General features: G+C 58.2%; 14 protein-coding genes. 5 read left to right on the top strand and 9 right to left on the bottom strand.

The features are described 5' to 3' along the window. Nucleotides 1-3: 3 nt before the first annotated feature. The 3 genes from FGK63_RS16730 to FGK63_RS16720 all read right to left on the bottom strand — a co-directional run bounded on the left by FGK63_RS16730 (nt 4) and on the right by FGK63_RS16720 (nt 3,369). Nucleotides 4-909 carry a 3-hydroxyacyl-CoA dehydrogenase family protein gene (locus FGK63_RS16730; RefSeq protein ID WP_218961152.1) on the bottom strand — a complete coding sequence of 302 codons (906 nt, stop codon included), beginning with the start codon at nt 907-909 and terminating at the stop codon, nt 4-6. Continuing rightward, a complete protein-coding gene (locus tag FGK63_RS16725) occupies nt 887-2,521 on the bottom strand; it encodes a flavin-containing monooxygenase (RefSeq protein WP_138844362.1) in 1,635 nt (544 codons plus the stop codon). Before FGK63_RS16725 ends, FGK63_RS16730 begins: the two co-directional genes overlap by 23 nt. A 218-nt stretch (nt 2,522-2,739) precedes the next feature. Beyond that, entirely contained in the window at nt 2,740-3,369 is a 630-nt protein-coding gene (locus FGK63_RS16720) for a TetR/AcrR family transcriptional regulator (RefSeq protein WP_138844360.1), read from the bottom strand. Between the two features lie 145 nt (nt 3,370-3,514). Between FGK63_RS16720 and FGK63_RS16715 the strand changes: the two genes are divergently transcribed. After that, the gene (locus FGK63_RS16715; RefSeq protein WP_138844358.1) at nt 3,515-4,453 is read left to right on the top strand and encodes an alpha/beta hydrolase; all 939 of its coding nucleotides are present in this window, start codon (nt 3,515-3,517) and stop codon (nt 4,451-4,453) included. Nucleotides 4,454-4,655: 202 nt separating this feature from the next. On the opposite strand, the gene FGK63_RS16710 is transcribed toward FGK63_RS16715, so the two are convergent. From FGK63_RS16710 to FGK63_RS16695, 4 genes are all read right to left on the bottom strand, one after another. Next, nucleotides 4,656-6,041 carry an IS1182 family transposase gene (locus tag FGK63_RS16710; RefSeq protein ID WP_138844356.1) on the bottom strand — a complete coding sequence of 462 codons (1,386 nt, stop codon included), beginning with the start codon at nt 6,039-6,041 and terminating at the stop codon, nt 4,656-4,658. A 248-nt stretch (nt 6,042-6,289) separates the two neighbouring features. After that, nucleotides 6,290-7,291: a tryptophan--tRNA ligase gene (gene trpS / locus FGK63_RS16705; RefSeq protein ID WP_138844354.1), complete on the bottom strand. Its 1,002-nt coding sequence runs from the start codon at nt 7,289-7,291 to the stop codon at nt 6,290-6,292. Between the two features lie 607 nt (nt 7,292-7,898). Beyond that, a complete protein-coding gene (locus FGK63_RS16700) occupies nt 7,899-8,285 on the bottom strand; it encodes a type II toxin-antitoxin system death-on-curing family toxin (protein WP_138844352.1) in 387 nt (128 codons plus the stop codon). Next, nucleotides 8,282-8,506 carry an AbrB/MazE/SpoVT family DNA-binding domain-containing protein gene (locus tag FGK63_RS16695; protein ID WP_138844350.1) on the bottom strand — a complete coding sequence of 75 codons (225 nt, stop codon included), beginning with the start codon at nt 8,504-8,506 and terminating at the stop codon, nt 8,282-8,284. Before FGK63_RS16695 ends, FGK63_RS16700 begins: the two co-directional genes overlap by 4 nt. Between FGK63_RS16695 and FGK63_RS16690 the strand changes: the two genes are divergently transcribed. Both FGK63_RS16690 and FGK63_RS16685 read left to right on the top strand, forming a co-directional pair. Further along, nucleotides 8,463-9,311 (top strand): 3'-5' exonuclease, encoded by an 849-nt coding sequence (locus FGK63_RS16690; protein ID WP_218961157.1) that lies wholly within the window; start codon nt 8,463-8,465, stop codon nt 9,309-9,311. The two genes, FGK63_RS16695 and FGK63_RS16690, sit on opposite strands and share 44 nt — an antisense overlap. 16 nt (nt 9,312-9,327) lie before the next feature. Then, a complete protein-coding gene (locus tag FGK63_RS16685; protein ID WP_138844346.1) occupies nt 9,328-10,083 on the top strand; it encodes a DNA-binding protein in 756 nt (251 codons plus the stop codon). 235 nt (nt 10,084-10,318) lie between these two features. Here the strand turns inward: FGK63_RS16685 and FGK63_RS20825 are convergent, their stop codons facing one another. Both FGK63_RS20825 and FGK63_RS16675 read right to left on the bottom strand, forming a co-directional pair. After that, the gene (locus FGK63_RS20825; RefSeq protein WP_171052688.1) at nt 10,319-10,549 is read right to left on the bottom strand and encodes a hypothetical protein; all 231 of its coding nucleotides are present in this window, start codon (nt 10,547-10,549) and stop codon (nt 10,319-10,321) included. Nucleotides 10,550-10,916: 367 nt separating this feature from the next. After that, nucleotides 10,917-11,735, bottom strand: a complete 819-nt coding sequence (locus FGK63_RS16675) for a hypothetical protein (RefSeq protein WP_138844344.1) — start codon at nt 11,733-11,735, stop codon at nt 10,917-10,919. Between the two features lie 276 nt (nt 11,736-12,011). On the opposite strand from FGK63_RS16675, the gene FGK63_RS16670 reads away from it, so the two are divergent. Next, nucleotides 12,012-12,530 carry a hypothetical protein gene (locus FGK63_RS16670; RefSeq protein ID WP_218961151.1) on the top strand — a complete coding sequence of 173 codons (519 nt, stop codon included), beginning with the start codon at nt 12,012-12,014 and terminating at the stop codon, nt 12,528-12,530. After that, complete coding sequence (locus FGK63_RS16665; RefSeq protein ID WP_138844341.1) at nt 12,527-14,509, top strand: Mu transposase C-terminal domain-containing protein; 1,983 nt, start codon at nt 12,527-12,529, stop codon at nt 14,507-14,509. The genes FGK63_RS16670 and FGK63_RS16665 overlap by 4 nt, the downstream gene beginning before the upstream one ends. Nucleotide 14,510 lies beyond the last annotated feature (1 nt).

The raw sequence follows: 14,510 nt of genomic DNA, 5'->3' as shown, positions 1-14,510 counted from the left end.
GGCCTATCCTGCGTTTCTATTGGTTGTTTCTGTCGCCCAGTCGTAGAAGCCCTTGCCGGATTTCTGACCAAGCTCGCCGCGCGCGACCATGTCCTGCAAAAGCCGCGGCGGGGCGAAATGGGGGCCGATCGTTCCGGCCAGTTGCCGTGCGATATCCAGCCGCACGTCAAGCCCGACCATGTCGCTCAGGCGCAGCGGCCCAACCGGGTGCCGGTAGGCGATGGTGATCGCGCGGTCGATATCCTCTGGGCTGGCGACACCCTCTTCAACCATGCGGATCGCTTCGAGCGCTTGCACGAGATCGAGGCGGCTCGTCGCAAATCCGGGGCTGTCGGCGACAACGGCGGTCGCCTTGCCGATAGCCGAGGCAAGCGCCTGGGCGCGCTCAACGCTGTCGGCACTGGTTTTCGCGCCACGGACCACTTCGACCAACTTCAACGACCAGACGGGATTAAAGAAGTGCATTCCCAGGAAGCGCGCGGGATCCCTCACCGCGCCGGCCAGATCGTTGATCGACATCGCGCTTGTGTTGGTGGCGATCAGCCGCGGCGCACGGTCCGCGATCTCGGCAAGAACCTGCATTTTCAGGTCACGCCGTTCCGGCACGGTTTCGATCACGACGTCAAGCTCGTCCGGCAATTCGGACGCGCCCTCGATCATTCGAATGTGCGACAGGGAGGCTTCAGCCCTTTCGGCGGTCATCTTGGCCCGCGAAACGGCACCTGCGGCGGTTTCTTTCAGGATGGCCCATGCACGCGCTGCAGCTTTTGCCCCAGGCTCGACGACAAACACCTCGAACCCGGCCATCGCGAAGACATAGGCGATGCCCACGCCCATCGTGCCGGCGCCCACGACGCCGACACGGCCTGCTTCTGTGACCGCGCGGTCAGGCATGGCGGTGGACCCCATGCGATTTCTGCGCTGCGGGCGACTTGCGTTTCTCGAAGCCGGAATAGTTTTCGTCCGCGCATTTCTGCAGGTGTTGCCGATAATTCCGGACCCCGCCGGAAAAGGGCATGAAGACCCTCGGTTTCCCCGCGACTTCACCGCCGTTGTAGAAGCTGTTGGCGGTGCCGTAGAGTGTCTCCTGCGCGCGCTGCTGAACGTAGTCCGTCCAGGTCTTTTCAGCGGCCTCGGTCGCTTCGAACTCCACAATGCCCTGCGCCCTGAACGCGGCGAACATCCGGGCGTACCAGTTGGCGTGTTCCTCGATCGAGACGATCACGTTGGAGAGAACCGAGGGGCTGCCGGGACCCGCGACGATCACCATGTTGGGAAAGTCGGCGGTGGCCAGGCCCAGCTGCGTGAGCGGCCCGTCCGCCCATTTCTCGGCCAGGGTCCGATCGCCGCGCCCGACGATGCGCGGCTTGAGAAGCGCGCCCGTGAGCGCATCGAACCCGGTTGCAAAGATCACGATGTCGAGCTTATGCAGTTTCTCGTCCGTACGGATGCCTTCGGGCGTGAACTCGACGATCGGGTGTTCCCGGATATCAGCCAGTTCGACGTTGTCGCGGGCAAAGGCCTCGAAATATCCGCCATCGACCGAGGGGCGGCGCGTGCCGAAACCGTGATCGTTCGGCACGAGTTTCTTGCGCAGGTCCGGATCCGCGACCCGTTCGCCCATCTTGCGTTTCAGGAAATCGCTGGCGACAGCATTGGCCTTTGCGTCGAGCAGTATGTCGGGAAAAGTGAGAGCGAATCCGAATCCCAGCCGGTGGTAGGATTTTTCGAGCGCAGCCTCGCGCTCTTCGTCCGACACGTCGAGGGTCTTCACCTTGCCGGGTTGAAAGCCCAAGCCCGTGGGCGAGTTGCGGATCTGGTCCCGCCGCGCGGCATAGTTGGCCTTGACGCGGGCGTCTTCCTCGTCGGTCAGGGGCGCGTTCGCGGCGGGCAGGCTGTAATTTGCGGTGCGCTGAAAGACGGTCAGGTGCGCGGCGGTTTGCGCAATTACCGGCGTCATCTGCATGCCGGACGAACCAGTGCCGATGATGCCTACGCGCTTGCCCGAAAAGTCGACCTTGCGGCGCGGCCACATGGCGGAGACGATGACCTCTCCACCGAAGTCTTCCTGTCCAGGGTAGGACGGGATCTTGGGTGCGGACAGCTGGCCGAGGCACAGCATCAGCGTGTTTGCCGTCCAGGTGCGCCCGTCCGACGTCGTGACCGTCCAGACGGCCCGATCCTCGTCATAGACCGCTTCGTCGACCCGGGCGTTCAGCACGACATCGCGGCGCAGGTCGAACCGGTCGGCGACATGGTTGATGTAGCGCAGGATCTCCGGCTGGGTCGGATATCGCTCGGACCAGCGCCACTCCTGCTCAAGTTCCTTCGAGAAGCTGTAGGAGTAGTCGAAGCTTTCCACGTCGCACCGTGCGCCGGGATACCGGTTGTGGTTCCAGACCCCGCCGATTTCATCCGAGGCTTCGAGTACAACCACCGAGATCCCCTTTTCACGCAGCGCATAGAGCGCCCGCAAGCCTGCCAGCCCTGCCCCCACAATCAGCGTTTCGGTTTGCGCCATCGGTCGTCCTCCCCTTGATCCACACCCGGCGTCGCGTGGATATACTGGTAGTTACATAAATCTACTGATCAGTAGTTTTCAAGAAAAATCTTGCACCTCGAAAAGTTTTTCAGGAGCGGAAGGATCTTTTCTGGTAGCGACAGCGCCTCAGTCAGACGGCACTTCGCACCTGTCGGAACGACCGCCCGTCTGTCACAAAACAGCGACTTATCGTGACTTTACCGAGGTGCCATCCTGTTGTGCGTAACGAGGTTGAGCACGATCTCGGTCATCTTGTCGGACAGGTCCTGGGCGCTCAGACGACCTTGCGGGCTGTACCAGAATGTCGACCAACTGATCGCGCCAACGATGGCAAAGGCGGTAACACTGGGGTCGGGCAGATTGTGTCCGGCTGCGGCGCAGGCCTTCGTCAGCAGCAACTCGATTCGCGCCATGAAACTGTGCCGCAGCTCAGCCAGCTCTACGGCATGTTCGGGAAGCAGGTTCTTTTCCTCGCGAATGTTGATGGCGATGTTTTTCTGCCGCCTCAGCACCGCATCAACGTAGCGTGGAATGAACCGCCTCAGCGTATCCGCATCAGGCTCGCCGAGCGCCAAGACACGTTCCACCTCGTCAAGCGCGCTGCCAACACCGACGCGGCAAATCTCTACCAGCAGATCCGGTTTCGACCCGAAATTGGTGTAAATGAACGGCTTCGTAACGCCCAGCTGCGTCGCCACATCGTCAAGCGTGGTATTGGTATAGCCCTTATCGTAGAAAAGATCCGTGGCCGCATCGAGAGTGCGCTTGCGTTTCAGGGCGGCAACTTCTGCGCGCAGGTTCGATTTGGTTCGTTGTCCGTAGGCCATGCTGGTGTTCCTGTGCCTGTCTGGTGGTTCGCGAAGCCGGCTGGAGCCGTTCCCGGAAAATGCCGACTTCCGGGCTTGCCCAGATTGAGTTCAATGTCATACTTATCGGTATCAATAGTTACTTACCAGAAAAGAATCGAGCCTGATGCCTGTCGATCCCTGCTTCGCGGCACTTCTGTCGGATCCGCGCAACACCGTGCGCCCACCGCCGGCCCATGTTCCCATGCAAAAGGTCCGGCAGGCGGCCGACAGCGCCATGGCGCAAGGCGTGTTGCCGGTGATGTTGTCCGTGCGCGATCTGGAATTCACTTTCGAGGAGCGTGCAATCCCCGTCCGTCAGTATCGTCCCAGAGAAATGGGGCGGCTCCCCGCAATCGTGTTCTGCCACGGCGGAGGTTTCGTGTGGGGAAGCATCGAAACGCACGACGGACTGTGCCGAAGGCTTACGGCCAAGACCGGTGCTACGGTCTTCAGCGTCGGCTATCGCCTTGCCCCGGAAACGCGTTTCCCGGGACCTGTGGACGATGTTCTTCGCGTGTTGGAGGCGGTGCATGGGCTCGCCGATGACGAAGATATCGATCCAAATACCCTTGCCCTGTGCGGCGACAGCGCGGGCGGTGCGATATGTGTCAGTGTGGCGGCTTTGGCGGCACGATCTGGCCTGCCCCTTCGACACCTCGGGCTGTTCTACCCGGCCCTGGACCCGGCCTGCGACTCCACCAGCCAACACGCCTTTGCCGACGGTCCGCTTCTGACGAAGGCCGCCATGGAATGGTTCTGGTCATGCTATCTTGGTCCCGGCAAGCCTCCCGGAGATGTGCCCTTGCCAGGCGATCTGCGCGACCTGTCCGGCTTCCCGCCGACGACCATCGCTACCGCCGAATTCGATGTCCTGCGTGATGAGGGTGCGCAATTCGCGAAAAGACTGACCGAAGCAGGAGTTGACGCCGAATTGACGTGTCATCCCGGCATGATCCACGGCTTCCTGTCGTTGCCTGCGACGTCGCCCCGGATAGATGCGGCTTTGGATGGAATGTGTCAGCGCCTGCGCGCCACATTCAATACCGGGGCGGGCCCGACCTGAACATCTCGTGCCAGTAGCCGCACGCTCGGAGTTCCATCGAACAGGCCGATGTGCTTCACACGCGGGAAACGTCCCCATCGTGCGGGATGCGGAAATTGGAAGCTGACGCAGCGAATTACCGCTTCCCGCCGATTCTGTGGAAAAACATCGTGTTGCGATTGCAATAAGTGGGCGCTGGTTCAAGGCGCGAGTGCCTTTATTGTTAGGCTGTTCTCGGTTTCTGCGGTGCAGGAAAGATCTTCGCCAGTTTGCGGAGGTTTTGGGCGGTGGCGGCGAGGAGGAATTCGTCATTTGCGCCGCATGGGCCACGTAATCGGAGGCGTCCGAGGCCAAGGATGCGTTTGAGGTGGGCGAAGAGCATCTCGACCTTCTTTCGCAGCTTCATCGAGATTTCGTATTGCTTGGTCTTGGCGATGACGCGGGCGACCTGACGGGCGTTCTCATTCTCTTCGCGGGTGATCGATCTGGCATCCGCGTTCGGGCAGCATTTTGCTTTGGACGGGCAAGCCCGACAGGTCAATTTCAAGGCGCGGTACTTGGCTCGTCCCGTGCTGGTCGGCCCTCGTTTCGGGTCGGAATAATTCCGGCGGAACTGCTTGAGCTCATGGCCTTCGGGGCAGATGTATTGATCGTTCCCGGCATCCCATTCGAAATCGGCGCGGGTCCATGTGCCGTCGCTGCGTCCGGATTTATCGAAGACGGGGATGTGCGGGGCGATCTCGCGGTCGACCAGCCAACCCAGCATCGGTCCGGTGCCATAAGCGGTGTCCGCAATCAGCCGTTCGGGATGAAGATGGAACTTGTTCCTCACCCGGTCCAGCATGGTGCGTGTGGCCCCCACCTCTGCCTGCCGGATCGATCTTGTGGCCTCGACATCGACGATGACACCGTGATCCGTGTCGATCAGGTAATTGTCGGAATAGGCGAAGAATGCTGGCCCTTTGCGTGCCGCGGTCCATTGGCTGGCAGGGTCAGAATGGGAGGTGAACTTGGGCTGGACCTCGCTGGCCGCGCCGAAGGCAGCTTCATCCAAGGTATCCAGATATTCGCGAACGGCCCGGGGCGCATCGGCGGGATCGATCTGCCGGGCGTCCCATTCCTCCTTTGGCGTGGAGTTCTGCTTGTTGGCATCGGCCTCAATCAGGCTTGCGTCGATAGCCATGCGCTGCCCGCTGACCAGGCCCTCTTCGATGCATCGCGCCACAGTCGTCTCGAACAGGTGCCGCAGCAGTTCGCTGTCGCGGAACCGGCCATGCCGGTTCTTGGAAAAGGTCGAGTGGTCAGGGACCCGATCGCTCAGATCCAGTCGGCAAAACCAGCGATATGCCAGGTTCAGATGCACCTCCTCGCAGAGCCGCCGTTCGGATCGGATACCGAAGCAATAGCCGACCAGCAGCATGCGGATCAGCAGTTCAGGATCGACGGACGGGCGGCCAGTATGGCTGTAAAAATCGGCAAGGTAGGCGCGGATGCCGGAGAGATCCACGAACCGGTCGATGGAGCGCAGGAAGTGGTCCTGAGGGACATGATCCTCAAGTGAGAACTCGTAGAACAGCGCTGGTTGCGCCTCCTGCCGCGGTCCCATCATCGCCGATCCTCCAACCTATTTCGGGAATTGAATCAGCCAGACGCACCGCGATCAAGCACGAGTTTTTCAACGGAATACGCCCATTGAGTATGATGTCGCGAATTGTTCGTTTGGAAATTTGCCCGATTGCGGGACACGACGATCCAATGAATTGAGTGCGCTCCAGTGCAAGCCGACTTCAGGAGTTCAATCAGTTCCAAGTATTGGCCAGGTCAGTCAGATGCCTGACCCGGCCTGTGGTCATGCTGTCAAAGCTGAAACAGTCCCAGCGCCGCGACAACGTCCCGCCTGGTGGTCTCCGTGCGCTCGCGGGCGCGCTCCGTGCCGCGGCGGATCACATCGATGACATACGTCAGATCCTCCGCATAGTGCTTGCGGCGTGTGCGGATCGGGCCGATCAGTTCTTGCAGGATCTCCTCCAACCTCTTCTTGATCGTTCCGTCGCCCAGGCCTCCCCGCCTGTAATGCGCCTTGAGTTCTTCCAGGGCCGTCTCCTCCTCGTCGAAGGCGTCGAGGTAGGTGAACACGGCATTGCCTTCGATCCGCCCAGGATCCTCGACACGCAGATGCCCCGGATCGGTGAACATCGCCTTGACGGCCGCCCGGATCGCGTCCGGGGAGGCGGAGAGCGGGATTGCATTGCCCCCCGATTTCGACATTTTCGTCCGCCCGTCGATGCCGGGCAGACGGCCGGATTTCGGAATGACGGCCTGCGCCTCTGGCAAGACGTCCGATCCTGCGGTTGCATTGATGCGCCGCACGATTTCATTGGTCTGTTCGATCAGCGGAGCCTGGTCTTCGCCGACCGGCACGACCGTCGCCTTGAAGCCGGTGATGTCCGCCGCCTGCGCAGCCGGATAACACAGGAAGCCCGCCGGAATGTCCCTGCCGAAACCTCGCGCCCGGATCTCGTCCTTGATCGTTGGGTTGCGTTCCAGCCGGGCTACGGTGACGAAGTTCAGATAGAGCATCGACAGTTCGGCCAGCGCCGGGAGGTGCGATTGCAGGCAGATCGTCGTGCGGGTCGGGTCGATGCCGACCGCGAGATAGTCCAGCGCCACCTCGATCACGTTGCGGCGCACCTTTGCCGGCTCCTGGGCGTTGTCGGTCATGGCCTGCATATCGGCCAGCAGCAGGTACTGGTCGTGATCGTCCTGATGGCGCAGACGGGTGCGGAGCGAGCCTGCGTAGTGGCCGAGATGGAGCGGCCCCGTGGTTCGGTCTCCGGTCAGAATGACGGGTTTGGTCATGTGCATGTCCTCTTGGAAGAAAGAGGTGCCGCAAGGGGAGCGAGGAAAACAAAAAAGGCCGCCCAGACGGCGACCTCGGGATGTGTGGAAAGATCCGGTCGCCCTATGAGGAGACCAGCCACCAACGGTTTGCGATGGGCGTCGTGTTTTCCATGAGCAAGCTTGTAGTAAGCCTCTGATGGGCCGTCAATCGAGGTCGGCGCTGTTCACCGATTTCAATCTGCGAAATCGGTAAGAAGTGCCCCAAAAAACCTCCCGGTATGTTGTGCATTGGTTCGCACATGTCGCCCAAAACGATGCACCTTCAGAGTTCTCAAGAAACAACGATTGGCCTACCGATTTTTGGCATCAAGCCGCCGATTATGGGCTCCCGGAAAACCCATTTTGCACCGCCCCGGCGCGGGATTCCGTTGGGGCCATTCGATCACGAACTCGGCAAGTATCTTCGATCTATCCGCTCGCAAACATCGACAATGCGCCGACAAATCTTCTGAATTCAGTTGGTTGTGCCATCCAGCCCCTGACGGCAATTGTTAAAAGCCTCGCTGGTTAGACAGCGGGGCCATTTTCCTGAGTGGCCGCGTCGCTCGTAGAAATCTTCGAGGCTTCAGATCGGATTCATCCCACTCGAAAGCCATTCGGCGAAATCCGCCTCGCTGACCCGCCCTGAGGCCAGATCCTCCATCATCCTTGCACCTTCGATCGGCTGAGGCCGGAAGGAGTAGCCGTTGAGCCGAAGAAAGGTGAGGGCCGTCACAAAGGCCGTGCGCTTGTTTCCGTCCATGAAGGCATGTGCCTTGGAGATACCGAAAGCATAGGCCGACGCGATCTCCGCGAGGCCGGCGTCGGAATATGCGGCGAGATTCATCGCACGCGCGCAGCCCATCTCCAAAAGCGCCCGGTCACGCATCCCAGAGGCGCCGCCATGGCGGGCTATCTGTCTATCATGGATGGCAAGGACGGCGGCAAGCGGAACCCAGGTCGGCTCCGTCATGCAAGAGCCTGAAGCAGATCGCGATTCTCGTCCATGACGATTTCCGCGGCTGCCAATGCGGACGCGACCGCAGGATCGTGTGGAGTGATCTTCAGGCTGCCATCATCGCCGCGCACGACGAACAGCGTGTCACCCTCCTTGGCGTCGAGGATCGTCAACATTTCTGTCGTCAGCGTCATGACCGCGGAGTTGCCAACCTTCCTGATCTTGGTTTCAATCATCATACGCCTCTCTGGATATATGAAAGTATATACCGTTCGCGTCGCAAATCGCAAGCCCTTCAACATCTACCGTCAAGGGCTGGTTGCGCCATGCCCGTATTCCGAAACCCCGCGCAAGCTGGTACTGTGCGCCATAGCTTCGAGGAGTTGGGCGGAATGGCGTCGCTGTTTTCGGACAATGATGCAGAGTTCAGAGCCGGATCACGGCTTTGGATACTTGGTGGGTGCTGACAACGGCATAATGCGGGTCGTCACAGACCTCGCTTTTGATTGCGTTGACGTTGGCGCTATGAAGCTCGCATTCATCGACTTCGAAGCATCGAGCCTTCGACGCGGATCGTTTCCCATCGAAGTCGGCTTGGCTTGTATCGAGGGATCAGAGATCCGTACAGCCTCGGTTCTCGTTCGTCCTGCCAAGCATTGGAACATGTCGTCGTGGTCGCTGGAAAGTCAAAAGTTGCACGGTATCTCGCGTGACCTTCTTGAGAGCGAAGGCTTGGATGTCCAAGCTGTTTCAAACTGGCTCGTGGCCCAGATCGCCGGAAAAGTTGTTGTTTCCGACGCGCCGGGGCATGATCAGCGCTGGCTTGACATGTTGCTGAAGGCCCGCGGGTTCGAACCGAACATCCTGCTTGCCGGAATGGATGCGCTGTTGTCACGCTTCACGGGACCCGCATACGATGCGGCTTGTGAAACGCTTGCCGCCCTCCCTCAGCCACATCGAGCGGGGCCGGATGCGGAAAGGCTCGCGCGTGCATATGCTGCAGCAATGATAGAGAAACAGACAATGTCGGACCAAAAGTAAGGACGTCAAACGATCAATGGCCGATCCGAATGAAATGGGCACGAATGGAATGGTCGGGAGATCGGTACGGGACCAGTTCATCGCTCAATCCGTAGAGTGGATAAAACAGGTGGCGGCGGAACTTCCCGACGAAGTCCTGTCGGCGGCCATGTCGGATGAACCGGGCGCTGAGGCCCTGATGCACGAACTACCCGCTATCGAAGGCTCGGATCAAACCCACCCGGCTCTCATTCTGCGCGCAATTCGGGCGATAACACACATCGTTCGGCAATTGCCGAACGATCTTTCGGTGCATGCAGTGGCTGCGTCATCCGATATTGGCGCTCTGGCACGGATAATGAGCGATCCAAGGGTATTTGATCCTTCTCGAGAAGCCGACCCACTCTCTGGCGCGGTCGGGCGCTCGATCGAGCATCGCCGCCGCCTTCTGAAAATGGCGGGCGAGATGCTGTCTTCCTCGCAAGTCGCGGAAACCCTCAGGATCAAACGGCACGCCGTGGACAAGCGCAGGAACGCCGGAAGTCTTCTTGCGGTCCGGATGGGACCCAGTTGGTTCTACCCTGCGTTTCAGTTCGGGAAAACTGACGTTCTGCCTGGCATCAAAACCGTGCTCGGTGCCTGCCAGGGAAGTGACCCCTGGGTGGTCATCGACATCCTCCTGGCTCCGGACGACGTATTGGGTGGGCGCACGCTTCTCGATGCAATCCGGGAAGGAGATGAAAAAGCCGTCGCCCGTTTTGTCGCCCAAACGGCCGGCGACGGTGCGCCATGAGCATGGCGTCTTTCAGGTCATAGATATCGATCTCGATGTTCAACTGCAGGACAACTGTGGCGAGCACACTCCCAGTTGGGCGTCAATCTCGCGATCGGATGAAGGAGCTGCCACCGATCCGACATACGTACTCACCAAACGAGAAAGGTCAAAGGAGATCTCAAAGCCGGACGTAGATCTGATTAAACGGCTTTTAATCGGAATTATTTCCGGTTAAACTGCCTCCATGGCATCTTTACAAGTTCAGTCGGCCCTGCGCCAGCTCGGGGCCGATATCAAGACCGCTCGAAAAAAACGCCGTTTCGCTGTCGCCGATTTCTGCAGCAGGATCGGCGTCACGGACAAGACGCTTGCCAAGCTCGAAAGAGGAGATGGGAGCGTCCGACTTGAGACGTTTGCGATGGCCCTCCTTGTTCTTGGTATGCTTGATCGTCTGAAAGATATCCTCGACCCCGCGGGGGATCATCTTGGCCTCAGCCTGGATCACACGCGCTTGCCACAGAGGATTTCTCGTCCACGAAGAAAGGCGACGACGACATCTTCCGACAATGGCGGGGATGACGAAGGCACGGGATTCTGATGGTCAATCCATCGAGTCATCTTCGGGCGCTTGCCTGACAGTCTGACCGTTTTCGTCAAGACCGACACCGAGGCCACGTTTCCGCCGGTCCGCAAAGATAGCTTCCTCTTCCGGGCGCGGTTCAAACAACTCCCCCTCCAACCCGGATCAATATTTCCCAGTTGATTTGGTATGGCGGGCGCCTTCACTTTGCAACCGCGCCACAACAGCGCGTACGGCCAGCAGCGCCATACCCTCTTCGAGGGCCAATTCCCTATCGTACTCTCAATGCTCTATCAGGGTGGCTATCGGCAAGTTCTGAATCAAAGACAGCAATTTTGACTTTCTGCAAACTCAACCGATCACGAAGATCCAACAGGGATGGTATCGTGCGTTCCCAGCTCGTTGGGGTAATTATGAATGCCTTTGGGAACTCGCGAAGCAGCAACGATGCTACCGACAAAGTTTCTATTTGAAACTTATGCGTGATTTTTTGCCGATGACTTTTGAGCTCCACTGCCGCAAGGGGCTTTCCACCACGCCAGAGCTCCAAGTCACAAGGAACTGGCTTCGATTTGTCCCGGGGGCGTAGCTCTGCATTCATGCCTTTGGTCAACGCACCAATGTTGTTTCTTAGGTACCGTTTGACGAAGTCCTCATATTTCCGCTTTCTATGCCAGCGGTCATATCCAACGCCTGCCGACTGGTGGGTTTCGTGCTTTGCGTTCTCAATTCTTAGCTTGAGTTCGGTGCGGGTAGCGGTCCCATCAAACACCCTTGGCGCTAACTCCAGGACCCCAGCCTCACTTATGCGCTCGAGTTGGATCAAGCTCAGGACGGAAGTCATAGCGACGTATTCAGGTTCCGAGGCATGGATTTCAGGAGCGTTCTTCTCGAGCCATTTTTCGGCATACACAGGGTTTCTCAAGCTGGCGCGATCCTGTCCGCGAAGCTCAGCAACCTTGTCCAAAATGCTGTCTATGTCACTGAAACCATAGTGCTCGCGCACCTTTACTGCGGCACGAAGTTTCTTCGCAAATGCGATCCAGTTTTTCTCGGCGGCAATCTCCTCAAGGGTCCGATGTGCAGGCATTTTCGGGCTCCCAAACCGGTTTGTTTCGGATTCTCAGAACGATCCGACGTTGATGTTAGTATTACTAACAGAATCAGGAAAGGGTTAAGCATGCGAGTGGACAAACAAGCCGCCCCGGTAGCGAGGCCTACTCACAAACGCGGCCAAATGAAGAAAGCTCACAACATTTCACTGAAAAAGAGCCCGGGGATCATCAAACTCGAGAGCCGCCTGGAAACAAGCACCGCGATAGCTCTGTCGCTTGATCGGAGGGTGAAGAGCTTTCGACCGCAACCCATGACGATCGAGATGAACACAGGACGTTTTTTCCGATCGAAGGAACACCTCGACAGCTCGTTCGAGGGGTTGCGTTGCAAACCGCGCCCTTACACTCCTGACTTTGAGGCCACCCTGGAAACGGGGACAGTGCTCATTGAGTCCAAGCATTCTTGGCTGATCGAGAAGTCACCTGAGATCTTGGGCTACCCAAGTATCCTTCAGCGCTTCGGCGTACGGCTTGTACTGGTCGATGAAGCATACTTCCCAGAAGTCTTCAGCCAGAACATTCGTCTACTTCATCCGTATCAAAGCCTCCGCTTGTCCAACGCGGAGAAGACAAGGATCATTTCGGCCTCCGCGTCGGCTGCGACCATTGGTGACCTGATCGAGAAACAAAAGATTCCACAAAAGCTCGTTTTGACAGCGGTGGCCAATGGCTTCCTGCATGCGGATCTTCATACACGTCGCCTTGCGTGTTCAACTTGTATATCGACCCAAGCGAGCAGCAACTCTTCACTTGAGAGGTTGCCGCTATGATTGTCGAAAATGCCCAAAGCCTTGGCGACCTCATCGACTTGGATGGCGCCGTCTATGAAGTGGTTGTACGGTCCCCAGCCTTCGTCATCGGCCAATCGAGCGAAGGCAAGCGGATTGAGCTTTCTGACCAGGAATACAGACAATGTCGGGCTCAGGGGCGAGTAAAACCCGCTTCCGGATCTCCAACACACATCCCCCGCATCCCAGATGAAGCGGCGCGTAGAGAGCAGCAATACCGCATCGAGATATTGCGGGAGATTAACGAAACCCTGCAAACCGCTCCCGGTCGTTGCAAGATGGACGAAGCAATTGGGCTGGCCCATGCTCGTGTCACAACCAAGCCTGCCTACAAGACGTTCCTGAATGACCGACCGAAGCGACGGACAGTATTTTATTGGCGGAAAGCCTTTGCACAGGAGGGGCGCGACGGATTGTTGCCCCGTGTGAAAGATCGGGGAAATCGAACCGCACGCCATGACATGGTCTTCGAAGATACCGTGCTCGACATCCTCGACCGGTTCTACGGCACCAACGACCGGCTCACGGTCACTGCACTTTCTGACCGCGCCAAGTACGAATATCTTGAAAAATGCGCGAAGGATAAGAAAGAACCTAACGCATGCGGGCGTGCTTCCACCTTAGCTGTACTGAATTCGCTGCCGTACAACGATTTGATAAAAATGCGACTGGATTCGCAGGATGCACGCCAGCGGATCTTGAAGGCTCGCTATTTTCACCATGTCGAACTCCCCCTCGACTTGGTTGAAATCGACTGCACGCCAGGAAACATCATACTTTCAGATCCGCTGGGACAAGCCATCGGAAGACCAACCATTTGTGCTGCTGTGGATGCCGCTACCGGATGGCCATTGTCCCTGGTGGTATCCCTTCGAGCGCCTCACTCGGAACTTGTTTCTCAAACGCTCCGCGGAGTCATGTCGCCGACGTCGGACGACATCTTCGACCGAGCAGGTATTCAGAACCGCAAAAAAATGTGCGGGCGCCCGAAAACCGTCAGCGTTGACCAGGGTAGTGAAAATGGCGGTGACTTTGTGGAACCTGTCCTCAGGAATGGGGGCATCGAATGGTTCCAAAACATCCCTGGCCATCCAGAAGACAAGCCGTTTGTGGAGCGTTTCTTCCGTGAGTTGAACCAGTTCATTGAAACGCTACCGGGATCTACAGCATCACCATTGATGCAGAACCGAACCCGCACGAAAAAGGCAATGAACGAAGCCAGCCTGACCATCGAGGATTTCGAGACCATACTCCAGAAATGGCGTTTTGACGTCTACGGCAAGAAGGCCCGGCGAAAAATTCAGTCGCCCTTGCGGTCGAATGAATCACCAATCGATTGCTGGAACCGTTTGGCAGCGCAGGCATTGCTTCCCGATCCCCCAACGCCCGAAGAAATGCGAGCGATGTTCATGGTTTCCGGGGAAACGCGGGTTCTTCAGAAATACGGGATTGAAGTAGGAGGCATCCAATACAATTCCGACGAACTCATGGCACTGCTGGCTGGCATCGGGCCAAAGCAAAGGGTCGAGGTCCAGTATGACCCTGCGGACATCCGGGAAATCGCAGTCCTGAATCCGCTAACAAACCAACATTTTCCTGTTCCAGCGAAGGAGACCGAGGTCCTTGCTGTCGGGTTTCAGGAAGCTCGCCTTCGAAGAAAGAAAACGCAGAAACAAATGGACGAAGACTTGGCCGCACGAGCTACCGCATTTGCACTGGCTGAAGAAGCTGATCGGATCACGAGAAACCGCAATGCCAAATCTCGGGGGAACAAGGTGAAAACACCGATGAAAGCAGCCCGTGAAATCGAAGCCACGCGTGTGCAACACCAGAGAATCCTTGATCGTTCCAAGCAACCAACTGCGGTAGCTGCCGGCAGCAAACGCGCAGCCAATAGGGCCATCGCAAAAAATCCGGTCCGGAAACCCGCGAAAATCCCAACTCTCATCGACATGGAGTGAA

This window comes from Ruegeria sediminis, from assembly GCF_005938215.1.
GTDB classification, from domain to species: domain Bacteria; phylum Pseudomonadota; class Alphaproteobacteria; order Rhodobacterales; family Rhodobacteraceae; genus Ruegeria; species Ruegeria sediminis.
Note: the sequence above shows the minus strand (reverse complement) of the source record. Positions and strands in the feature narration are given on the sequence as shown.

Coding starts and splice junctions, on each gene's coding strand:
- FGK63_RS16690 (WP_218961157.1), top strand. CDS start 8,463: ATGACCGCGGAGTTGCCAACCTTCCTGATCTTGGTTTCAATCATCATA.
- trpS (WP_138844354.1), bottom strand. CDS start 7,291: ATGACCAAACCCGTCATTCTGACCGGAGACCGAACCACGGGGCCGCTC.
- FGK63_RS16720 (WP_138844360.1), bottom strand. CDS start 3,369: ATGGCCTACGGACAACGAACCAAATCGAACCTGCGCGCAGAAGTTGCC.
- FGK63_RS16665 (WP_138844341.1), top strand. CDS start 12,527: ATGATTGTCGAAAATGCCCAAAGCCTTGGCGACCTCATCGACTTGGAT.
- FGK63_RS16670 (WP_218961151.1), top strand. CDS start 12,012: ATGACGATCGAGATGAACACAGGACGTTTTTTCCGATCGAAGGAACAC.
- FGK63_RS16700 (WP_138844352.1), bottom strand. CDS start 8,285: ATGACGGAGCCGACCTGGGTTCCGCTTGCCGCCGTCCTTGCCATCCAT.
- FGK63_RS16715 (WP_138844358.1), top strand. CDS start 3,515: ATGCCTGTCGATCCCTGCTTCGCGGCACTTCTGTCGGATCCGCGCAAC.
- FGK63_RS16685 (WP_138844346.1), top strand. CDS start 9,328: ATGGCCGATCCGAATGAAATGGGCACGAATGGAATGGTCGGGAGATCG.
- FGK63_RS16695 (WP_138844350.1), bottom strand. CDS start 8,506: ATGATTGAAACCAAGATCAGGAAGGTTGGCAACTCCGCGGTCATGACG.
- FGK63_RS20825 (WP_171052688.1), bottom strand. CDS start 10,549: ATGATCCCCCGCGGGGTCGAGGATATCTTTCAGACGATCAAGCATACC.
- FGK63_RS16675 (WP_138844344.1), bottom strand. CDS start 11,735: ATGCCTGCACATCGGACCCTTGAGGAGATTGCCGCCGAGAAAAACTGG.
- FGK63_RS16725 (WP_138844362.1), bottom strand. CDS start 2,521: ATGGCGCAAACCGAAACGCTGATTGTGGGGGCAGGGCTGGCAGGCTTG.
- FGK63_RS16710 (WP_138844356.1), bottom strand. CDS start 6,041: ATGATGGGACCGCGGCAGGAGGCGCAACCAGCGCTGTTCTACGAGTTC.
- FGK63_RS16730 (WP_218961152.1), bottom strand. CDS start 909: ATGGGGTCCACCGCCATGCCTGACCGCGCGGTCACAGAAGCAGGCCGT.